This is a genomic window from Paraburkholderia aspalathi (assembly GCF_905220735.1).
In the GTDB taxonomy this organism is placed as follows: domain Bacteria; phylum Pseudomonadota; class Gammaproteobacteria; order Burkholderiales; family Burkholderiaceae; genus Paraburkholderia; species Paraburkholderia aspalathi.
This window is the reverse complement of record NZ_CAJNBA010000003.1, coordinates 648,375-669,556: the sequence shown is the minus strand read 5'-3', so window position 1 is coordinate 669,556 and position 21,182 is coordinate 648,375. Positions and strand designations below refer to the sequence as shown.

The following is a 21,182-nucleotide window of genomic DNA, read 5'->3' as shown; positions in this document are numbered from 1 at the left end:
TGGTCCTTATGACTGGTTAACTGAGTGCTTCGCGTTCGAGCGCGTCGCGCGACTTGTGCCGCACGTCGGTGCCCTTGACGATGTAGATGATGAATTCAGCGATGTTTTTCGCGTGATCGCCGATCCGTTCGATCGCCTTGGCGATGAACAGAAAATCGAGGCCCACCGAAATCGAACGCGGATCTTCAGTCATGTACGAAATCAGCTTGCGAACGAAAGCGCGGAATTCTTCGTCGATCGCCTTGTCGTCGCGCATGATCTGCGCGGCGGCGACCGTGTCCAGACGCGCAAAGGCGTCCAGCGCGCGGCGCAGGATCGACACTGCCATTTCGCCCGACAATTTGATCTCGGCGATATTGATGCTGCGCGAAGCGCCGTCTTCCATCAGCCGCTTGGTGCGCTTGGCGATTTTTTCGGCTTCGTCGCCGGCGCGCTCGAGATTCGTGATGGTCTTCGAAATCGCGATCAGGAGGCGCAAGTCGCGCGCGGCCGGTTGACGGCGCGCGATGATGTTGCTGCACTCTTCGTCGATCTCGACTTCCATCGTGTTCAGACGGTCTTCAGCGGCGATCACCTGCTCGCATACATCGAGGTCGAAGTTGTTGAGCGCGATCATCGCGTTGACGATCTGCGACTCGACCAGGCCGCCCATTTCGAGCACCTTCGAGGAAACGAGGTTCAGGTCGGCGTCGAACTGGCTGGACAGATGTTTATCGGACATGTCGTACTCCGTTGTTTTGCGCGGCGGCTTAGCCGAAGCGGCCAGTGATGTAGTCCTCGGTTTCCTTGCGGACCGGCTTGATGAAGATCTTTTCGGTGTCGCCGAATTCGATCAGTTCACCGAGGTACATATAGGCAGTGTAGTCCGAACAGCGCGCGGCCTGTTGCATGTTGTGCGTCACGATTACAACCGTGTAATCGCTCTTCAACTCGGCGATCAGTTCTTCGATGCGGCCCGTGGAAATCGGGTCGAGCGCGGAACACGGCTCGTCGAGCAGCAGCACTTCAGGGCGGATCGCAATACCGCGCGCGATACACAGACGCTGTTGCTGGCCGCCGGACAAACCGTAGCCGCTCTGGCCCAGTTTATCCTTGACTTCGTTCCACAGTGCGGCCTTGGTCAGCGCCCATTCCACGCGGTCGTCCATTTCCGAGCGCGGCAGCGTTTCGAACATCTTCACGCCGAACGCGATGTTGTCGTAGATCGACATCGGGAACGGCGTCGGCTTCTGGAACACCATGCCGATCCGCGCGCGCAGCAGCGAAATATCGCGCTTGGAGGTCAGCAGGTTTTCGCCGTCCATCAGGATCTCGCCTTCGGCGCGTTGCTCCGGATACAGCGCGTACATCTTGTTGAGCGTGCGCAGCAAGGTCGACTTGCCGCAACCCGACGGGCCGATGAAGGCGGTGACCTTGCCTTCAGGAATCCGCAGATTGATGTTCTTCAGCGCGTGATACTTGCCGTAGAAGAAGTTCAGGTCGTTGATTTCGATCTTCGGACGCGACTGGGCTTGCGCCTGGCCGCTTTGGGCGGGATCGAAACCGGCCGGCGCCGTGGGACGCGTGCCCGGATTGAGTTGAGTTTCTGCCATATTCATCGGATTACACTCCGCCCTTACTTATTCGAAAAGATCGTGCGCGCGAGGATGTTCAATCCCAGCACCGCGAGCGTGATCAGGAAGACGCCGGCCCATGCGAGCGATTGCCACTGCGCAAACGGGCTCATCGCGAACTTGTAGATCGTGACCGGGAGGTTCGCAACCGGCTGGTCCATGTTCCACGAGAAGAACTGGTTCGACAACGCGGTGAAGAGCAGCGGCGCCGTTTCACCGGCAATGCGCGCGACGCCGAGCAGCACGCCGGTGATAATGCCCGCGATCGAAGCTTTCAGCGTGATCGACATCACCATCTTCCACTTCGGCGTGCCGAGTGCGAAAGCGGCTTCACGCAGCGCATTCGGCACCAGCTTCAGCATGTTCTCGGTGGTGCGGATCACGATCGGAATCTGCAGCAACGCGAGCGCGAATACGCCGGCCCAGCCGCTGAAGTGGCCCATCTTCGCCACGACGAGCGCGTAGACGAACAGACCGACGACGATCGACGGCGCCGACAACAGGATGTCGTTGATGAAACGTGTGAGACTGGCGAGCCAGCCCTTCTGACCATACTCGGCCAAATACACGCCCGCCAGAATGCCGATCGGCGTGCCGACGAAAGTTGCGAGCGCAACCAGCATCACGCTGCCGACGATCGCGTTGGCGAGGCCACCGCCATCGGTGTTCGGCGGCGGCGTGGACTGCGTGAACAATTCGACCGACAAGCCGCCGATGCCAAGACGCAGCGTCGTATAAAGAATCCATACCAGCCACAGCAGACCGAACGCCATAGCCGCGAGCGACATGGTCAGCGCAACGGCATTCTTCGCGCGGCGGCGGCCTTGCAGGCGCACGCGCATCGCTTCGAGCGCGACGGCGTCGTTCGAACCCGGCATATTCAAAGTGGGCTGGCTCATTTCGCGCCCTCCCCTTTTTCGAGGCGAAGCAGCATGACCTTCGAGATCGCCAGCACGATGAAAGTAATCACAAAGAGGATCAACCCGAGTTCCATCAGCGCCGACGTATGCAGGCCCGGATCCGCTTCCGCGAATTCGTTGGCGAGCGCCGAGGTAATACTGTTGCCCGGCGAAAACAGCGAGACGTTATCGAGCAGATTGGTGTTGCCGATCACGAACGTGACCGCCATGGTCTCGCCGAGCGCGCGGCCGAGGCCGAGCATCACGCCGCCGATCACGCCGCTCTTGGTGAAGGGCAGCACGATCTTCCACATCACTTCCCAGGTCGTGCAGCCGATGCCGTACGCCGATTCCTTCAACAGGACCGGCGTGACTTCGAACACGTCGCGCATCACTGAAGCGATGTACGGAATGATCATGATGGCGAGGATGACCCCGGCGCACAGGATGCCGATGCCGATCGGCGCCCCCTGAAACAACGCGCCGACGATAGGAATGCCGCCGAGGAGCGTGCCAAGCGGCTTTTCGAACCAAGTCGCGAAGATCGGCGCGAACACCAGCAGACCCCACATGCCGTAGACGATCGACGGAATCGCGGCAAGCAGTTCGATGGCGATGCCGAGCGGACGGCGCAGCCACGCGGGCGCGAGTTCGGTCAGGAAAAGTGCGATGCCGAAGCTGACCGGCACCGCGATGATGAGTGCAATGAGCGAGGTCGCGATCGTGCCGTAGATAGGCACCAATGCGCCGAATTGCTTGCTTGGTGGATCCCAGTCGGCGGTCCATAGGAACGCGAGGCCGAACTGCTTGATCGACGGCAGCGAAGCGACGATCAGCGAAACGATGATGCCGCCGAGCAGCAACAAGGTGACGATGGCGGAGAGACGGGCAAGGCCGCCGAAGATGACGTCGCCGGCGCGGCTGGGCGCCTTCTGCTGCGACGTGCTGCCGGGCGGTGTCGATTTCGCCGCGCCAGACGCTAATTGGATATCGGACATGAGAGCCTGATGGACCTGTTTCCAGTTGCCGTACGACACTTGTCGCGCGGCGGACAATGCTGGCTGATGCCGGGGTAACGCCATTGGCCGTCCTCGAATGAGGACGGCCAATGTATTGCTGCTTACTGCATGCTACGTAACTTAGTCAGCGATCGGCTTGCCCGCAGCGTCCTTCACCTTCGACTTCCACTGCGTGCGGATTTCCGACACAACCGAATCCGGCAGCGAAATGTAGTCCAGATCGTTCGCAGCTTGCGAGCCATTCTTGAACGCCCAGTCGAAGAACTTCAGCGTTTCGGTGCCTTGTGCCGGCTTGTCCTGCGCCGTGTGCAGCAGCACGAAGGTTGCGCCGACGATCGGCCATGCGTTCTTGCCCGGCTCGTTCGTCAGGATCTGGTAGAACGACTTCGACCAGTCCGCGCCCGCTGCCGCTGCCTTGAACGTTTCCGTCTTCGGCTCGACCACCGTACCCGACGAATTCTTCAGGCCGACATACGTCATCTTGTTCTGCTTCGCGTACGCCCATTCGACGTAGCCGATTGCACCCGGCAGACGTTGCACGAAAGCTGCGACGCCGTCGTTGCCCTTGCCGCCCGTACCCGTCGGCCAGTTGACCGTCGAACCTTCACCCACCTTCGACTTCCAGTCTGCGTTGACCTTCGACAGGTAGTTCGTCCAGATGAAGCTGGTGCCCGAACCGTCGGCGCGGCGAACCACGGCGATGTCGGTATCCGGCAGCTTAGCCTTCGGGTTCAGTGCAACGATCGCCGGATCGTTCCACTTCTTGATCTTGCCCAGGTAGATGTCGCCGAGCACTTCGCCCGACAGCGTCAGTTCACCCGGCGTCACGCCCGGCACATTAACAACCGGCACCACGCCGCCGACAACCGTCGGGAACTGGAACAGGCCTTCCTTCGCGAGTTCTTCGTCCTTCAGCGGAGCGTCCGAACCAGCGAAGTCAACAGTCTTCGCGACGATCTGCTTCACGCCACCCGACGAGCCGATACCTTGATAGTTGACCTTGCCGCCACCCGACTTCTGGTAGGCATCGGCCCACTTCGTGTAGATCGGTGCTGCGAAGGTGCTGCCCGCGCCGGTGATGTCTGCGGCTTGCGCTGCGATCGCGAAAAGCGCGCCAGCGACGCCAGCGAACACGGTTTGCATCAATTTCATGAGACCTCCAAGGGTGTGAGCGGTGTGAGCGAATAACACGAACACCGCGAAGCTTAGGGTCTCTTTGTGACAGTAACGTGACTAACCGTGAAACGGATGTGACAGTGAGATTACTAAGGTGAAAGGCGTCAGCGCGGACAAATCGCCGCTTTGGCGGCGTTGCGGGCGCCGTTCTACAGATTAGGCGAAAAAAATGGGACGCGAACGTTTGCGTGTGCTTCGAGGGGGTACGGCGAAGGGGTGCGGCGGCGGGGACGCGCTCATTGTCGTCCCTCGCCGCCGTGGGCAAGGCGCAGTTTAGGCAGTGGCCAGCTTGACCGCGTTGGCGATCGCTTCGGAATGGCGAATGGCGTCGTCGACTTTTTCCGCCTCCACCATCACGCGCAGAACGGGCTCGGTGCCCGAGGCCCGGATCAGCACGCGGCCGCGGCCGTTCAGCGCTGCCTCGGCCGTGCTGATGGCGCGGCGGATCGCGTCGCTGCCCTTCCAATCCGCGCCGGGCTGCATCCGTACGTTGATCAGCTTCTGCGGGAACAGCGTCACGCCGTGGAGCAGCTCAGCGAGCGTTTTGTCGCTGCGTTTCATTGCGGCCAGCACCAGCAAGGCCGACACGATGCCGTCGCCGGTCGAATGGCGGTCAAGGGACAGAATATGGCCCGAGCCTTCTGCGCCCAGCTGCCAGCCGTGTTCGCGCAATTGCTCGAGCACGTAGCGGTCGCCCACCGCCGCGCGGACGAACTTCACGCCGGCTTCCTGCAGCGCGACCTCGACCGCCATGTTGGTCATCAAGGTGCCGACCGCGCCTTCCACTTTGCCGTCGGTCGCCATCCGGTCCTTGACCAGCACGTAGAGCAGCTCGTCGCCGTTATACAGGCGGCCTGCCGCGTCCACGACCTGCAGCCGGTCGGCGTCGCCGTCGAGCGCGATGCCGAGGTCCGCGTGATTTGCGCGCACCGCGCGCACCAGCGCGTCCGGTGCGGTCGCGCCGACGCCGTCGTTGATATTGAAACCGTTTGGCGCGACGCCGATCGGAATCACATCGGCACCGAGCTCATGGAACACGTGCGGCGCGACGTCGTACGCGGCACCGTGCGCGCAATCGACCACCAGCTTCAGGCCGCGCAAGTCGAATGCTGCCGGGAACGTGCTTTTGCAGAATTCGATGTAGCGGCCGGCTGCGTCGTCGAGGCGCCGCGCCTTGCCGAGTTGCTCGGAGGCGGCGCATGCGAGCGGCAGATCGAGTTGTTCTTCGATCTGCAATTCCACTTCGTCGGGCAGCTTGTTGCCGTCGGCGGAGAAGAATTTGATGCCGTTGTCGTAGTACGGATTGTGCGACGCGCTGATCACGACGCCCGCGGCGAGCCGCAGTGCACGCGTCAGATAGGCGATACCCGGGGTCGGCATCGGCCCGGCCAGCATGACGTCGACACCCGCCGCAGAAAAGCCCGCTTCGAGCGCGGCTTCGAGCATATAGCCCGACACGCGGGTGTCTTTGCCGATCAGCACCGTGGGCCGTGCGCCCGTTCTCGCCCAGCGGTCCGCGCCCGCGAGCACCTTGCCGGCCGCGTAGCCGAGCCGCAATACAAACTCCGGCGTGATCGGCCCTTCGCCGACCTTGCCCCGAATCCCGTCTGTTCCGAAATAACGACGTGCCATGTTTTATGTTCCTCCTTGGCTTGTGGGTTCAGCCGCGCGCGCGGCTGTGATTCGCCGCGTCGCGCATGGCCGCCCATACTTTCAATGCATCCACTGTTTGCGCGACGTCGTGCACGCGCAGAATTGCCGCACCGCGCCCGGCGGCACACACCGCGGCGGCGATGCTGCCCGCCACGCGCTCCGGCGCCGGGCGTCCGACAACCGCGCCGACCATCGACTTGCGCGACATGCCTGCCAGAACGGGGTACGGCGGCTCGGCCCGCGGCGCCGTGTCCGGCAGATGCGCGAGCAGCGCGTAATTGTGTTCGATCACCGCCTTGCCGAAACCAAAGCCCGGGTCAACGCTGATGCGAGCACGAGCGATGCCCGCCTGCTTCAGGGTCGCCACCCGTTCTTCAAGAAACTGCCGAACTTCGCCCACCACGTCGTCATAGGCAGGCTCACCGAGCTGCATGGTCTGCGGCTCGCCGAGCATATGCATCACGCACAGACCGCACTCGCTGTCGCGAACGGCGTCGATCGCACCGGGCATCCGGAAGCCCCAGATATCGTTGATCAGGTCAGCGCCCGCGGTCAGTGCGTGGCGCATCACTTCCGGCTTGTATGTATCCACCGACAACGGCACATTCGCGCCGCGCAGTAGTTCGACCAGCGGGATCACCCGCTCCAGCTCTTCGTCGAGCGGCACGGGCGGCGCACCCGGACGGGTCGACTCACCGCCGATGTCGATGATGTCCGCACCGTCGAGCAGCATGCGCTCGGCCTGGCGTAACGCGTCGCCGCGCATCGCGTACTGGCCGCCATCGGAAAACGAATCGGGAGTGACGTTCAGGATGCCCATGACTAACGGGCGTTCAAAGGTCAGCTTGAAGCGGCCGCATTGCAGCGGTTCGGGAATGGGAAGAGAGGGAAATTCGACTTTCGACACGTAGCGGTCAATCACGTAAAACGAATAAATGCAAAACGGGCCGGTGTGAATCACACCGGCCCGCACTTTCCACTGGTCGCCGATCAGGCCGGCGCGGTCGCGCTGCCCGGCTTGACCTCGGTGCCCGGGCTGCCGCCCGACGAGGCGTCGCTTGCCGACGGCGGCGAGCTCTTCGGCGAACGCGGCGGACGGCCTGCCATGATGTCGTTGATCTGATCGGCGTCGATCGTTTCCCACTCCATCAGTGCGGCGGTCATCGCTTCGACCTTGTCGCGGTTCTCGTCCAGCAGGCGCTTGGCGAGGTTGTACTGCTCGTCGAGCACGCGGCGGATTTCCGCGTCGACCTTCTGTTGCGTCGCTTCCGAAATGGTGCGCGTGAAGCCACGGCCAAACGGCGTTGCGTCGTTTTCGTCGTCGACGTAGACCATCGGTCCGAGTGCGTCCGTCATACCGAAGCGAGCCACCATGGCGCGGGCCGTAGCCGTTGCCTTGTTGAAGTCGTCCGATGCGCCGGTGCTGATCAGGTTCAGGAACAGCTCTTCCGCGACACGGCCACCGAACAGGATCGCGAGGCGGTCCAGCAGATAGTCTTTCGAATACGTTTCGTTGTCATGCTCCGGCAACTGCCACGTGACGCCCAGCGCACGGCCGCGCGGGATGATCGTGACCTTGTGCACAGGATCGGCCTTCGGCAACAGCTTGGCGATGACCGCGTGACCCGACTCGTGATACGCAGTAGCACGCTTCGATTCTTCGCGAATCACGGCCGACTTGCGCTCCGGACCCATGAAGATCTTGTCTTTCGCGTCTTCGAAGTCGTTCATTTCGACGATGCGCTTGCCGCGACGAGCCGCGAACAAGGCTGCTTCGTTGACCAGGTTCGCCAGATCAGCGCCCGAGAAGCCCGGCGTGCCGCGGGCGATCACCGCTGCGTCGACGTCGTTCGAAATCGGCACCTTGCGCAGGTGAACCTTCATGATGTGCTCGCGACCGCGGATGTCCGGCAGACCGACGTACACCTGACGGTCGAAACGGCCCGGACGCAGCAGCGCCTTGTCGAGCACGTCCGAACGGTTCGTTGCAGCGATCACGATCACGCCCGAATTCGCTTCGAAGCCGTCCATCTCGACCAGCATCTGGTTCAAGGTCTGTTCGCGTTCGTCGTTACCGCCACCCATGCCGGCGCCGCGATGACGGCCGACCGCGTCGATTTCGTCGATGAACACGATACACGGTGCATGCTTCTTGGCCTGCTCGAACATGTCGCGCACACGAGCCGCACCGACACCCACAAACATTTCCACGAAGTCCGAACCCGAGATGCTGAAGAACGGCACCTTCGCCTCACCGGCGATAGCGCGCGCCAGCAAGGTCTTACCCGTTCCCGGAGGGCCTACCAGCAGCACGCCGCGCGGAATGCGTCCGCCCAGCTTCTGGAATTTCTGCGGATCGCGCAGGAAGTCGACCAGTTCGGAAACTTCTTCCTTGGCTTCGTCGCAACCGGCGACGTCGGTGAAATTGATAGCGTTGTTATTTTCGTCGATCAGACGTGCACGGGATTTACCGAACGAGAACGCACCGCCTTTCCCGCCTCCCTGCATCTGTCGCATCATGTAGAACCAGAAGCCGATGATCAGGATCGTTGGTCCGAGGTAATACAGCGCGGACACCAGCGCATTCGGTTCGTCATCAGCCTTGCCGCTCACCTGAACGCCATACTTCATCAGATCGCCGACCATCCAGATGTCGCCGGGCGACACGATCTGGTACTTCTGGCCGTCTGCTGGAGTGACCGTGAGGTTCCGCCCCTGGACAATGACGTTCTTGACTTTGCCGTTCTTCGCGTCGTCCATGAACTGCGAATAGGAAACGCCTTCCTGGACACGGGGCTTGTCGAACTGCTTGAACACCGTAAACAGCACCAGTGCGATAACCAGCCACACTGCTGCTTTCGAAAACATATTGTTGTTCAAAGCACCACTCCTTCACTTAGACGGGCGCCTACATTTGCCTTGCGGCACCACGAAAGCATTCTAATCCAGTCCGCAGACCCCTGCCATAAGGTTTCGCTACCACACAAATAGCGCAACGGGCCATTACAGCGCCAATTTCTAGTGCTGTGGGCACATTATCGGCAGATGCGGAACCTTCCTGCAGCGCACCTACGCGGGGCGCTTCAGATGCTTACCCAAAATAAACGTTTCTGACGATTTGTCCCGCGAGGCTTTCGGCTTGCGGGCCGCCACCACCTTGAACTGGCGCTTGAACTTTTCGACAATCTGGCTATAACCGCTGCCATGAAAACATTTGACTAAAAGGGCGCCATCCGGCTTCAGGTGGTTTTGCGAAAATTCCATCGCGATATCGCACAGATGCTCGATTCGCGCGGCATCCGCCACCGCCACTCCCGACAGGTTGGGCGCCATATCCGAAATTACAAGATCAACCTGGCGTTCTCCGACTAATTCTTCGAGTTGCTCGAGAACCGAGTCTTCGCGGAAGTCGCCTTGGATGAAATGCACGTCGGCGATTGGCTCCATCGGCAGCATGTCCAGCGCGATGATCGTGCCGTCGATACCGCCCTCGCGCTCGGCGTCGCGCTGCGAGCCCTTGGCGAGTTTGTTGCGGGCGTACTGGCTCCAGCTGCCCGGCACCGAGCCGAGGTCGACAATTACCTGGCCTGGCCGGATCAGCTTGTCCTGCTCGTCGATTTCCTTCAGCTTGTAGGCTGCGCGGGCGCGATAGCCCTCCCGCTGCGCCATTTTGACGTACGGGTCGTTGATGTGATCATGCAACCACGCCGTGTTGAACTTGTTTTTTGCCATTAAAGGTGAACTCTTGCTGCGAAATGTGGCGCTTTAGGGGATAATACGCGGTTAATTCGCGCGGCCACCGCCAAAACTGGCAGTCATCCGCGATTCTGTTGTTCTGACGCGCCGCCCTGCGCTATTGGCCGAATCTCTCGGAAATGCAGGTGCCGCCATTTTAGTCGAGTCTCCCACTTTCCATGCCAGCCCTTAAAGTCTCTTCCGACCAACGCGCCGAGTTGCGCTCCCAGGCACATGCGCTCAAACCGGTCGTGCTCGTCGGCGCCGAAGGCTTGACCGACGCTGTGCTGTCGGAAATCAAGGTCCACCTTGGCGCGCATCAACTGATCAAGATCCGCGTGTTCGGCGACGAACGCGAAGAACGCATCGCCATTTACGAACAGATCTGCGACACGCTGAACGCGGCGCCGATTCAGCATATCGGCAAGCTGCTGGTGATCTGGAAGCCGGAAGCCGCGGTGCAACCGGCTGTCAAGGCCAAGCGCGGCGCCCTGCCGAGCGCCCGCGAAGCGGCTGTCGAAGCCAAACCGGGCAAAGGCCGCGCACCGCGCGTGGTCACGGTGGTGAAGCCCAGCGAAATCCCGATGCGCAAGCCGAAGGCAAAAGCGGTCGTGGTGCGCGGCAATGAACGCGTCACGCAAGGCGGCAATATCAAACGCGCCAAGAAGCGCCAGACCAGCGCGAAGCGCGCGCATCAGTCGTCGAAGTAAGCGAATGATGAGGGTGCGGGCGGTGTCCGCACCTTGGGGTGAACTGCTCAGCGGGCCCGGGTGATGCCTATTTGATGCCCATCTGGGTAACGCTATGGGCAGACCCGCTCAAGCAAGGTAGAACCATAACACTCAACTGGTTACTTTCCCCGCAGCGCTGCGAGCGCCCTGCTCCGTGCTCACGACACCGAGGCTCGCCGGCAGTTTCCACACCAGCGCCACACCCAGCAGGCTCTCGATCAGGTAAAACAGACTCGATACGCCATGCAGGATGCCGAAGCGCGTCGCATAAGCCGAATGCCCGACATCACTGCCCGCTTCCAGCGCGGCAATGCGCATTGCATTCATGAACGGCTGCAGCGCAAAGTAACCCACCAACACGCACACCAGCATGCCGACGATCAACCAGCGCAAACGGCGATAAGCGTCGCTGCCCCGGCGTACCAGTACGTTCGCGAGGCCCAGCAGCAAAATGCCGCACACCGCACCCAGCACGCCCTCGATACGAAACAGTTGCGCCGCCACGGCGCCCGCCGTCATGCGATCGAGCGACGTGAACAACACCGGCGCGACGGCATAGCCGATAGTCAACAGACTACCGACCCAAACCACCGTCAGCAGACGGAACAGTCGATGCGGCATCAAGGACACCGGGGCCGCCTTCAAACGTAGCTAACCGCGATGATTTCGTACTCGCGCACGCCGCCCGGCGCCTGCACCGATGCAACGTCGCCTTCCGACTTGCCGATCAATGCGCGCGCGATCGGCGAGCTGATCGAGATCAGACCGTGGTCGATGTCCGCTTCATCGTCGCCGACGATCTGGTATTTGACCTTTGCACCCGAATCGAGGTCTTCGAGTTCGAGCGTCGCGCCGAACACCACGCGCCCGTCCGCTTCGACCGCCGCCGGGTCGATCACCTGCGCTCCGGCCAGCTTCGATTCGATTTCGGCAATACGGCCTTCGATGAAGCCCTGCTTTTCCTTCGCCGCGTCGTATTCCGCGTTTTCCGACAGATCGCCCTGGGCACGCGCTTCCGCGATCGAATTGATCACCGAGGGACGCTCAACCGATTTCAGGCGCTGCAATTCATCGCGCAACATTTCCGCGCCGCGCTTAGTCAATGGAACAGTGCTCATAAACAACTCTATGCAAAAAACAGCCGTAAAAAAAATCACCGCGGTTAAGTGCATTCCGCGGGGGCCAGAGCGCCGGACAAAGCCCGGGGCCCAGCACCTGCGGAACGCCGCTTAACCGCGGCACTTACATCTTGGACAGGTATTCGAAGCCTTAGTTTAGGCGAGCGTGAAGACCTTGTAAATCATAGACTTCCAGGTCCTTCAAATAGCGCAAACCTTCAACCGCGGCCCGTGCACCGGACATCGTCGTGTAGTACGTGACCTTGTTCGCCTGCGCGCTCATGCGGATCGAACGCGAGTCGGCGATCGCGGCACGGGTTTCGTCGACGGTCGTGAAGACCAGCGCGATTTCACCGTTCTTGATCATATCGACGATGTGCGGACGGCCGTCCTTCACCTTGTTGACGACCTTGACCGGCACACCGGCCGCTTCGATTGCAGCCGCCGTGCCCTTGGTCGCGACGATCGGGTAGCCGAGTTCGTGCAGCATGCGCGCGACTTCGACGGCCTTCGGCTTGTCGGCGTCCATCACGGTCAGGAGCACCGTGCCCGACTCCGGCAGACGCGAACCTGCCGCGAGTTGCGACTTGAACAGCGCTTCGCCGAACGTTTGACCCACGCCCATCACTTCACCGGTGGAGCGCATTTCCGGTCCGAGCACCGGATCGACTGCCGGGAACTTGACGAACGGGAATACGGCTTCCTTCACGCTGAAGTACGGCGGATCGATTTCCTTTGTCACGCCCTGTTGCGCGAGCGTCTGGCCGACCATCGCGCGCGCGGCGATCTTGGCGAGCGGCAGGCTGGTCGCCTTCGAGACATACGGCACGGTACGCGAAGCACGCGGATTTACTTCGAGCACGTAGATCACGTCCTCTTTCGAACCATCCGCCTGCGGCACTTGTTGAATCGCGAACTGCACGTTCATCAGGCCGATCACGTTCAGCGCCTTGGCCATTGCACCGGTCTGACGCTTCAGCTCGGCAATCGTTTCCTTCGACAGCGAGTACGGCGGCAGCGAGCAAGCCGAGTCGCCCGAGTGAACGCCGGCCTGTTCGATGTGCTCCATCACGCCGCCGATGAACACGGCTTCGCCATCCGAGATGCAATCCACGTCGCATTCGATCGCGTCGTTGAGGAAGCGGTCGAGCAGCACCGGCGAATCGTTCGACACCTTCACGGCCTCGCGCATATAGCGCTCGAGGTCACGCGGCTCGTGGACGATTTCCATCGCGCGGCCACCCAGCACGTACGACGGACGCACCACCAGCGGGTAGCCGATTTCTTCAGCGAGCTTGAGCGCTTCGTCTTCGGCACGCGCGGTACGGTTCGGCGGCTGACGCAGGCCGAGGTCCTGCAACAGCTTCTGGAAACGCTCGCGGTCTTCCGCGGCGTCGATCATGTCCGGCGACGTGCCGACGATCGGCACACCGTTCGCTTCGAGATCGAGCGCAAGCTTCAGCGGCGTCTGACCGCCGTACTGCACGATCACGCCAACCGGCTTTTCCTTGTCGACGATTTCGAGCACGTCTTCGAGCGTCAGCGATTCGAAGTACAGACGATCGGACGTGTCGTAGTCGGTCGAAACCGTTTCAGGGTTGCAGTTGACCATGATCGTTTCGTAGCCGTCTTCGCGCATGGCGAGCGCAGCGTGCACGCAGCAGTAGTCGAACTCGATACCCTGGCCGATCCGGTTCGGGCCGCCACCCAACACCATGATCTTCTTGTTGTTCGTGGGGTTCGCTTCGCACTCTTCCTCGTAGGTCGAGTACATGTAAGCGGTTTTCGTGGCGAATTCGGCCGCGCACGTGTCGACGCGCTTGTACACCGGGCGCACGTTCAACTCGATACGGCGCTGGCGCACTTCCGCCGGCTTCGCGCCGAGCAGCTTGGCCAAACGGCGATCCGAGAAGCCGCTTTGCTTCAGATACTTGAGCTCTTCCTTCGACAGGCTTGCCAGCGTACGGCCGGCCAGCGCCTTTTCCTTCAGGATGATCTGTTCGATCTGCGCGAGGAACCACGGGTCGATCGAGGTCTCTTCGAAGATCTCTTCGGCTGTCATGCCGACCCGGAACGCGTCGCCGACATACCAGATGCGATCCGGACCGGCTTCGCCGATCTCGCGGATGATCTCGTCGCGGTTATTGGTCTTTTCGTCGAGACCATCCACGCCCACTTCGAGGCCACGCAGCGCCTTCTGGAACGATTCCTGGAAGGTGCGGCCGATTGCCATCACTTCACCGACCGACTTCATTTGCGTGGTCAGACGCGCATCGGCTTCGCGGAATTTCTCGAACGCGAAACGTGGGATCTTGGTGACGACGTAGTCGATCGTCGGTTCGAACGATGCTGGGGTCTGGCCACCGGTGATTTCGTTCTTCAACTCGTCCAGCGTGTAACCGACAGCGAGCTTTGCCGCGACCTTGGCGATCGGGAAGCCGGTCGCCTTCGAGGCCAATGCTGACGAACGCGACACGCGCGGATTCATTTCGATCACGATCATCCGGCCATCTTTCGGATTGATCGAGAACTGCACGTTAGAACCGCCCGTGTCCACGCCGATCTCGCGCAGCACAGCGAGCGATGCGTTACGCAGGATCTGATATTCCTTGTCCGTGAGCGTTTGCGCCGGCGCGACGGTGATCGAGTCGCCGGTGTGGATGCCCATCGGGTCCAGGTTTTCGATCGAGCAAACGATGATGCAGTTGTCCTTCTTATCGCGGACCACTTCCATCTCGTACTCTTTCCAGCCGAGCAGCGATTCTTCGATCAGCAGCTCACGCGTAGGCGACAGGTCGAGACCGCGCTTGCAGATCTCTTCGAATTCGTCGCGGTTGTACGCGATACCGCCGCCCGAACCGCCCAACGTGAACGAAGGACGGATCACGACCGGATAACCGCCGCTGCCCGTTTGCGTCGCGATGTCGGCCTGCACCTGCAGTGCTTCTTCCATCGAATGCGCGGTGCCCGACTTGGCCGAACCGAGGCCGATCTTGGTCATCGCGTCTTTGAACTTCTGACGGTCTTCCGCCTTGTCGATCGCTTCCGGCGAGGCGCCGATCAGCTCGACCTTGTACTTCTCCAGCACGCCGTGCGCGTGCAAATCGAGCGCGCAGTTCAGCGCGGTCTGGCCGCCCATCGTCGGCAGGATCGCGTCCGGACGCTCCTTGGCGATGATGCGCTCCACCACTTCCCACGTGATCGGCTCGATGTAGGTGACGTCGGCCGTGTTCGGGTCGGTCATGATCGTCGCCGGATTGCTGTTGACGAGAATGACCTTGTAGCCTTCCTCACGCAGCGCCTTGCATGCCTGTGCGCCCGAGTAGTCGAACTCGCACGCCTGGCCGATGATGATCGGACCCGCGCCGATGATGAGGATGCTTTTAATGTCTGTCCGCTTGGGCATAACGCTCTCGCTAATGTATTCCTGAATTCTTTCCGTCGGCGCGCTGCGTTGATACGTTGCGCGCGCTCTGTTGTGTGCGGCTCGCTGCGCTTGTGCGCCGAGGCGCTGTTCGCGCCGCGAGCCGTGCGCCGCCTGGGCGCCTCACACTCTATTGCTTATGCCGCTGTCGCCTTGCCGGCCTTCTTCGTGTCCATCAACGCCGTGAAGCGATCGAACAGATAGGCGATGTCGTGCGGACCGGGCGATGCTTCCGGGTGGCCCTGGAAGCAGAACGCCGGCTTGTCGGTCAGCGCGAAGCCTTGCAGCGTGCCGTCGAACAGCGAGATGTGCGTGACCTTGGCGTTGGCCGGCAGCGTGTCGGCGTCGACCGCGAAACCGTGGTTCTGCGACGTGATGACGACACGGCCATCTTCGAGATCCTTCACCGGATGGTTCGCGCCGTGGTGGCCGGTCTTCATCTTCAGGGTCTTCGCGCCGAGCGCGAGGCCCATGATCTGGTGGCCGAGGCAGATGCCGAAGGTCGGGACGCCGCGCTCGATCAGCTCTTTAGTCGCTGCGATCGCGTAGTCGCACGGTTCCGGATCGCCGGGGCCGTTCGACAGGAACACGCCGTCCGGATTGAGCGCGAGCGCATCAGCCGCGGAAGCTTGCGCCGGCAGCACGGTGACGTGGCAGCCGCGCTCAGCCAGCATGCGCAGAATGTTGTACTTCACGCCGTAATCGAACGCGACCACGCGGTACTTCGGCGCGTTCTGCGTGCCGTAGCCGGTGCCCAGACGCCATTCGGTCTGGGTCCATTCGTAGCTTTCCTTGGTCGACACGACCTTCGCGAGGTCCATGCCCGACAAACCCGGGAACGAACGCGCGAGTTCGATTGCCTTCGCTTCGTCATCCGAACCGGCCAGAATGGCGCCGTTCTGCGCACCCTTGTCGCGCAGCACGCGCGTCAGCATGCGTGTGTCGAGACCGGCGATGGCGACCACGCCTTCGTCCTTCAGGTATTGCGGGAGCGTGCGCTCCATGCGGAAGTTCGACGCGAGAACCGGCAGATCACGGATGATCAGGCCGGCGGCATGGACTTTCGTGGCTTCGACGTCTTCGGCATTCACGCCGACATTACCGATGTGCGGATACGTGAGGGTCACGATCTGGCGCGCGTAGCTCGGGTCGGTCAGGATTTCCTGATAACCGGTGATAGCGGTGTTGAACACGACTTCGCCGATCGTATGCCCGGGGGCGCCGATCGAGTAACCACGAAAGACCGTGCCGTCGGCGAGTGCGAGCAAAGCGGGAGAAAATGACGGCAACACGGGAGACTCCTTGGGGAACACCCTGTTGCCGACCTGTCTATCCGACTGCGAGCCGCAGCGAAACGCATCGGCAAGGATGCGCGCGCAGACTCGCTCGCGTACTGCTAGCGACGTCGCAAGGGGCGCGATGGGTCCATTGTGTGGACGGCTCGGCTGGGGTGCGGGGCGTCGAAAGCGCGCGGCGGATGAACGGTATGGGAGAGGTAGGCGCTAGGGTGCGGGTTGATAAGCTCAAACCTTGAAATTATAGCGTGAAACTACCCTTCCCTCCAAATCCGAGATGGGGCGCCGGCAGAGCGGCGCGCCCTCCCAAACGGGTCGAAGTCTTGCTGCGCATGGCTCAGAAGCCGGCCTACAAAATTTGCGAGGGCCAGAATCGGGATAGCGCCGGTAAATGTGACCCGGCCGGCCGAACCCTCTATAACGACCTTAAACCTGCCGCTCGGCGTGCGCGTGCGCCGGCTGAAGCTCTGCGCGGCCGGGCAATACGTACCAGATCGCGCTTAACAATTGCAGCGCCATCAGAATGCCCCAGGCGGTCAGATGTGCGGCGGCCGGATAGTGTCCGCCACTGGCCGGCCAGTGCGACAGCACCGCTCCAACACCAATCTGGAAGCCGAAAATCAGCAAAAAAATGATCAGCGTCAGGGTGGTATTCACCCGGCCGATCATCTGCGCCGGGAAGTGCCGCGCCATCACCGCGTAGCTGAGAATCCCGGTCCCGCCAAAGATCCCATACGCGGCCCAGAGGAGGCTCGCGGGCAGCGGCGCATTGAACATGATCAGCAACTGGGTCACGACGAACAGCGCCATACCGATGCCGCAAAACACGTACAGCGAGATACCGCGCCGCTCGAGGCTGCGCGCCGCCGCGCCGAAGCCCACACAGCCGGCCATCATCGCGAAGCCGAGAATCGATACCAGCGCGGCAGCTTCTCGCGGCTCGAAGCCCTGCACGTCGCGCAACCAGGCGCCAACCCACAGCGATTGCATCGCGTAGAACACACCTTGCGTCACGACTGAAAACGACGCGATCTTCCAGAACGCCGCACTCTTCAGGATGTGCAAAGTGCCCTTGAACTGGGCGCCGAGACTTGCCTGGTGATGGGTTTCCTTTGCGTCCGGCGCGAGGGTCCACTGCGCGACCGCCACAAGAACCGTCAGCAGGCCCAAGCCGACGCAGACCGCGCGCCAACTGGCGAAACCCAGCACCCACGTGAGTGGCGAGCCGACCATCACACCGCCGAAGCCGCCAATCGCCATCACCAGCCCGTTCATCAGCGGCAGCCGTGCCGACGCGAAATGCTGGGCCAACGCCTTGAAGGCGGCGCCGAGACACACGGACACGCCGACGCCGATCAGCAGACGCCCGATCATCATCGCGCCAACGCCGTGCGCCGCGCCGAACACCCAGATTCCCAGCGCGGCAAATAGCAGAGTAGCCGCCGTCACCCGACGCGCGCCGAAGTGGTCGAGCAACACACCCGCCGGAATCTGCGCACCCGCGAAGCCGAGGAAATACAGACTGGTCAACAAACCGAGATCAGTGGCCGACAAGCCGAGATCGTGCGTGATGAAGGGCGCAAAGCCCAGATTGACGCCGCGAAACAGGTACGAAACGAAGTAACCGGCAGAAAACAGGAGGAAAACGCGCAACTGGGTGGACGACATGGGCTTCGAAAAGAGCGGCCGACAAGGCCCGAGCACGAACGATAAATGAAATGAGCGAAATTCGCCTGATTTGATCTGCAGAATGAAAAACGCCGTCACCCTGAGGTGACGGCGTCGGAATAACACGGTGCGTGATCGGAGCGCAATTCATGCGCTGCCCCCGCAACGCATGTGGTCACTACCGTGGAGCCGCTTTTTGGTCTACTTACCCTTCTTCGCGTTGGCCACGGTCTTCTGGCGGCTATCTGCCGCGGCCTTCGACGCCTTGCTGGACGTGGAAGCCGACACCTTCGTCACCTTGCCCTTGGTGGCGCCGGACGTTGTCGGCTTGCTCGCTTTAACCACCGGATCAGATACCTTCACCACGGCGGAACGGCCACGACCCTTCTTCTTATCGTAGCGCGAATCGTTCTTCGTGTCTGTGACACGGGTGCCGATCTTCTCGACGCCGCCGCCCTGCACGTCGGTTGCGATGCGCTCGGGACCCGGTTCGCTCGGCATCGCCTTGCCGACCGGCACGTGCAGCACGATCACCTGGCCGCGCGAAACCTGATCGCGATGCGTGCGATTCCACGCTTTCAATTGACCGATCGAAACGCCGTAACGCACCGCGATCGCGGCCATGGATTGATTGCGACGCACGCGGATCAGCATCTTGCGCGTGTCGGGAACGTCAGGCTCCATGGCGAGCACGGCGCTTTCCGCGACGTCGGCGCTGATGTCTTCGTCGTCGTCCGAACCACGCGGCACCACGATCGTGGAGCCCGGTTTCAAACGCATGCCGACCGGAATCTTGTTCACTTCCATCAGCGTGTCGGCGTCGACACCGATCTTTTGCGCGATCGCCGCCGGTGCCGAACGCTCCGTGACCGTGTACGTGGTCCAGGACGACAGCGAGCCGGAATAGGCCTTCAGATTACGTTCGAAGGCGCTGGCGTTATCGAACGGCAGCAGGATTTGCGGCTGCGTGGCGCCGAGAATCACCGGCTTCCTGAACGATGGGTTCAGCGAGCGGAATTCGTCCGGCGACAGATTGGCGAGTTTCGCCGCCATGTCCACGTCGATGTCGTGCGAGGTCGTGACCGTGACGAAATACGGGTGGTTTGGAATCGACGGCAGCGTGAGCCCGTACATCTGCGGGTTCATCACAATGTTCTTCACCGCCTGCAGTTTGGGCACGTAGTTGCGCGTCTCGTTCGGCATGCGCAGGCTGAGGTAGTCGGTGGGCAGACCCGCCGCTTCGTTGCGCGCGATCGCGCGCTGCACGTTGCCCTCACCCCAGTTGTACGCAGCGAGCGCCAGTTGCCAGTCGCCGAACATGTCATGCAGACGCGACAGGTAGTCGAGCGCGGCACTGGTCGAAGCCAGCACGTCGCGGCGCTCGTCCTGCCACATGTTTTGCTTGAGGTTGTAGGTGCGGCCCGTGCCCGGCATGAACTGCCACATGCCCGCGGCCTTCGCCACCGACAACGCCTGCGGGCTGTACGCGGATTCGATGAACGGCAGCAACGCGAGCTCGGTCGGCATATTGCGCGCCTCGAGCTCTTCGACGATGTGGTACAGGTATTTCTGCGAGCGCTCGGTCATGCGCTGCACGTAATCCGGGCGCTGCGCATACCAGTTGACCTGCATGTCGACGAGGTCGGTTTGCAGATCCGGCATTTGAAAACCACGGCGAATACGGCCCCACAAATCGGCGTCCGCGCTCGTCAGTTGACTGACCGAGCCTTGATCGACGTTGATCGTCTCTTTGGCGGTGGCTGTCTTGCGAAGGGCGTCGGCTACGGCTTGCTGGCTGGCGGGGTTTGTTGCGGTGGTAGGGCTATTCGTCGCCGGTCCCTGACTCGCGCAAGCGGCGAGTGTCAGGACCAACAACGCACTAAAGATAAATCGCATGAACGTCTCGGCTTCCACAAGGGCTGGAATTTGCAGCCGATAGTACGAAACGGCAACGTTTACGTCAATCGGAAAATTACGAAAAATATCAAGGAAATCTTGGGCTTGGCGAATTTTTGCGATTCTTCGCGTGAGCAATACCCTGATGCCGAACGGGTCAACGGAAGCGGTTTTTCCATTCGCGCATCAGCGTAAATGCCGCCAAACGATCGGGCACTTTTTCGTGCAACTGCTCCTGCAAGGTGGCGCGAATCGCCGGACTGTCGGCGCGCAAAAACGGATTCACGGCGCGTTCGTGGGCGATGGTAGTGGGAAGTGTAGGCACATGGCGAGCGCGCAATTCGCTCGCCGTGTCGCGCCAGGCTTGCAGTTCGGCGTTGCCCGGCTCGCAGGCGAGCGCGAAGCGGATGTTCGACAAGGTGTACTCGTGGGCGCAGTGAACCTCGGTCGCGCCGGGCAGCGCGGCCAGCGAATCCAGCGACGCCAGCATCTGCGTCGGCGTGCCTTCGAACAAGCGGCCGCAGCCACATGCGAACAGCGTGTCGCCACAAAACACGTGCGGCGTGCCGCGCGGGTCGGCCGCCTGAAAATAGGCGATGTGACCGCTCGTGTGACCAGGCACGTCGAGCACGCTGAATTCGAGTGCGGGGGCCGCAATCGTCACATGATCGCCGTTTTTGAGACGATACGTGAGATGCTGGATCGCCTCGCCAGCGGGGCCGTACACGGGAACGGCCTGGCCGTTCAGCAGATCGGCCACCCCACCGACATGGTCTTGGTGATGGTGGGTGAGTAAAATAGCGCTCAGCCGCCAACCCCGTTTCGCCAGATATGCGCGCACGGGGGCGGCCTCACCCGGATCGACGACCACCGCATGATGCCCGTCGGAAACGACCCAGATGTAATTGTCTTCAAACGCCGGGACCGGTACGTACTCGAGCGCATTCATAGGCGA

Annotated in this window: 17 protein-coding genes; 1 reads left to right on the top strand and 16 read right to left on the bottom strand. The window is 61.6% G+C overall.

The window, feature by feature from the left end:
• Positions 1–16: 16 nt before the first annotated feature.
• The 9 genes from phoU to KHO30_RS21915 all read right to left on the bottom strand — a co-directional run bounded on the left by phoU (position 17) and on the right by KHO30_RS21915 (position 10,092).
• Positions 17–721 (bottom strand): phosphate signaling complex protein PhoU, encoded by a 705-nt coding sequence (gene phoU, locus KHO30_RS21955; protein ID WP_054036271.1) that lies wholly within the window; start codon positions 719–721, stop codon positions 17–19.
• A 28-nt stretch (positions 722–749) separates the two neighbouring features.
• Positions 750–1,598 (bottom strand): phosphate ABC transporter ATP-binding protein PstB, encoded by an 849-nt coding sequence (pstB, locus tag KHO30_RS21950; RefSeq protein WP_054036269.1) that lies wholly within the window; start codon positions 1,596–1,598, stop codon positions 750–752.
• Between the two features lie 17 nt (positions 1,599–1,615).
• Positions 1,616–2,512 (bottom strand): phosphate ABC transporter permease PstA, encoded by an 897-nt coding sequence (gene pstA, locus KHO30_RS21945; protein WP_093640359.1) that lies wholly within the window; start codon positions 2,510–2,512, stop codon positions 1,616–1,618.
• Positions 2,509–3,510 carry a phosphate ABC transporter permease PstC gene (pstC, locus tag KHO30_RS21940; protein ID WP_211702277.1) on the bottom strand — a complete coding sequence of 334 codons (1,002 nt, stop codon included), beginning with the start codon at positions 3,508–3,510 and terminating at the stop codon, positions 2,509–2,511. The genes pstA and pstC overlap by 4 nt, the downstream gene beginning before the upstream one ends.
• 141 nt (positions 3,511–3,651) lie before the next feature.
• Positions 3,652–4,683, bottom strand: a complete 1,032-nt coding sequence (pstS, locus tag KHO30_RS21935) for a phosphate ABC transporter substrate-binding protein PstS (RefSeq protein ID WP_093640365.1) — start codon at positions 4,681–4,683, stop codon at positions 3,652–3,654.
• Positions 4,684–4,980: 297 nt separating this feature from the next.
• Positions 4,981–6,339, bottom strand: coding sequence for a phosphoglucosamine mutase (gene glmM, locus KHO30_RS21930; RefSeq protein WP_093640368.1), 1,359 nt, complete (start codon positions 6,337–6,339; stop codon positions 4,981–4,983).
• 28 nt (positions 6,340–6,367) lie between these two features.
• Positions 6,368–7,267, bottom strand: a complete 900-nt coding sequence (gene folP, locus KHO30_RS21925) for a dihydropteroate synthase (protein WP_200653109.1) — start codon at positions 7,265–7,267, stop codon at positions 6,368–6,370.
• Between the two features lie 83 nt (positions 7,268–7,350).
• Complete coding sequence (gene ftsH / locus KHO30_RS21920) at positions 7,351–9,240, bottom strand: ATP-dependent zinc metalloprotease FtsH (protein WP_054036261.1); 1,890 nt, start codon at positions 9,238–9,240, stop codon at positions 7,351–7,353.
• A 189-nt stretch (positions 9,241–9,429) separates the two neighbouring features.
• Positions 9,430–10,092: an RlmE family RNA methyltransferase gene (locus KHO30_RS21915; protein WP_054036258.1), complete on the bottom strand. Its 663-nt coding sequence runs from the start codon at positions 10,090–10,092 to the stop codon at positions 9,430–9,432.
• 182 nt (positions 10,093–10,274) lie between these two features.
• Here KHO30_RS21915 and KHO30_RS21910 point away from each other — a divergent pair, with 182 nt between their 5' ends.
• A complete protein-coding gene (locus KHO30_RS21910) occupies positions 10,275–10,805 on the top strand; it encodes a YhbY family RNA-binding protein (RefSeq protein ID WP_093640370.1) in 531 nt (176 codons plus the stop codon).
• A 132-nt stretch (positions 10,806–10,937) separates the two neighbouring features.
• On the opposite strand, the gene KHO30_RS21905 is transcribed toward KHO30_RS21910, so the two are convergent.
• From KHO30_RS21905 to gloB, 7 genes are all read right to left on the bottom strand, one after another.
• Positions 10,938–11,447, bottom strand: a complete 510-nt coding sequence (locus KHO30_RS21905; protein ID WP_093640373.1) for a DUF4149 domain-containing protein — start codon at positions 11,445–11,447, stop codon at positions 10,938–10,940.
• Positions 11,448–11,467: 20 nt separating this feature from the next.
• Positions 11,468–11,944: a transcription elongation factor GreA gene (greA, locus tag KHO30_RS21900; protein ID WP_054036257.1), complete on the bottom strand. Its 477-nt coding sequence runs from the start codon at positions 11,942–11,944 to the stop codon at positions 11,468–11,470.
• A 151-nt stretch (positions 11,945–12,095) separates the two neighbouring features.
• On the bottom strand, positions 12,096–15,350 hold the full coding sequence (carB, locus tag KHO30_RS21895) for a carbamoyl-phosphate synthase large subunit (protein WP_200618398.1): 3,255 nt from the start codon (positions 15,348–15,350) through the stop codon (positions 12,096–12,098).
• A gap of 155 nt (positions 15,351–15,505) precedes the next feature.
• On the bottom strand, positions 15,506–16,660 hold the full coding sequence (gene carA, locus KHO30_RS21890; RefSeq protein ID WP_211702275.1) for a glutamine-hydrolyzing carbamoyl-phosphate synthase small subunit: 1,155 nt from the start codon (positions 16,658–16,660) through the stop codon (positions 15,506–15,508).
• A gap of 429 nt (positions 16,661–17,089) precedes the next feature.
• Entirely contained in the window at positions 17,090–18,331 is a 1,242-nt protein-coding gene (locus KHO30_RS21885) for an MFS transporter (RefSeq protein ID WP_200653107.1), read from the bottom strand.
• Between the two features lie 201 nt (positions 18,332–18,532).
• Positions 18,533–20,227, bottom strand: coding sequence for a transglycosylase SLT domain-containing protein (locus KHO30_RS21880; RefSeq protein ID WP_211702272.1), 1,695 nt, complete (start codon positions 20,225–20,227; stop codon positions 18,533–18,535).
• Positions 20,228–20,384: 157 nt separating this feature from the next.
• Positions 20,385–21,176 carry a hydroxyacylglutathione hydrolase gene (gene gloB / locus KHO30_RS21875; RefSeq protein ID WP_200618395.1) on the bottom strand — a complete coding sequence of 264 codons (792 nt, stop codon included), beginning with the start codon at positions 21,174–21,176 and terminating at the stop codon, positions 20,385–20,387.
• Positions 21,177–21,182 lie beyond the last annotated feature (6 nt).

Excerpts from the sequence above, each read along its gene's own strand:
- phoU (WP_054036271.1), bottom strand. The coding sequence starts at position 721 with ATGTCCGATAAACATCTGTCCAGCCAGTTCGACGCCGACCTGAACCTC.
- pstB (WP_054036269.1), bottom strand. The coding sequence starts at position 1,598 with ATGAATATGGCAGAAACTCAACTCAATCCGGGCACGCGTCCCACGGCG.
- gloB (WP_200618395.1), bottom strand. The coding sequence starts at position 21,176 with ATGAATGCGCTCGAGTACGTACCGGTCCCGGCGTTTGAAGACAATTAC.
- glmM (WP_093640368.1), bottom strand. The coding sequence starts at position 6,339 with ATGGCACGTCGTTATTTCGGAACAGACGGGATTCGGGGCAAGGTCGGC.
- KHO30_RS21905 (WP_093640373.1), bottom strand. The coding sequence starts at position 11,447 with ATGCCGCATCGACTGTTCCGTCTGCTGACGGTGGTTTGGGTCGGTAGT.
- carB (WP_200618398.1), bottom strand. The coding sequence starts at position 15,350 with ATGCCCAAGCGGACAGACATTAAAAGCATCCTCATCATCGGCGCGGGT.
- KHO30_RS21880 (WP_211702272.1), bottom strand. The coding sequence starts at position 20,227 with ATGCGATTTATCTTTAGTGCGTTGTTGGTCCTGACACTCGCCGCTTGC.
- pstC (WP_211702277.1), bottom strand. The coding sequence starts at position 3,510 with ATGTCCGATATCCAATTAGCGTCTGGCGCGGCGAAATCGACACCGCCC.
- greA (WP_054036257.1), bottom strand. The coding sequence starts at position 11,944 with ATGAGCACTGTTCCATTGACTAAGCGCGGCGCGGAAATGTTGCGCGAT.
- KHO30_RS21885 (WP_200653107.1), bottom strand. The coding sequence starts at position 18,331 with ATGTCGTCCACCCAGTTGCGCGTTTTCCTCCTGTTTTCTGCCGGTTAC.
- KHO30_RS21915 (WP_054036258.1), bottom strand. The coding sequence starts at position 10,092 with ATGGCAAAAAACAAGTTCAACACGGCGTGGTTGCATGATCACATCAAC.
- pstS (WP_093640365.1), bottom strand. The coding sequence starts at position 4,683 with ATGAAATTGATGCAAACCGTGTTCGCTGGCGTCGCTGGCGCGCTTTTC.
- pstA (WP_093640359.1), bottom strand. The coding sequence starts at position 2,512 with ATGAGCCAGCCCACTTTGAATATGCCGGGTTCGAACGACGCCGTCGCG.
- KHO30_RS21910 (WP_093640370.1), top strand. The coding sequence starts at position 10,275 with ATGCCAGCCCTTAAAGTCTCTTCCGACCAACGCGCCGAGTTGCGCTCC.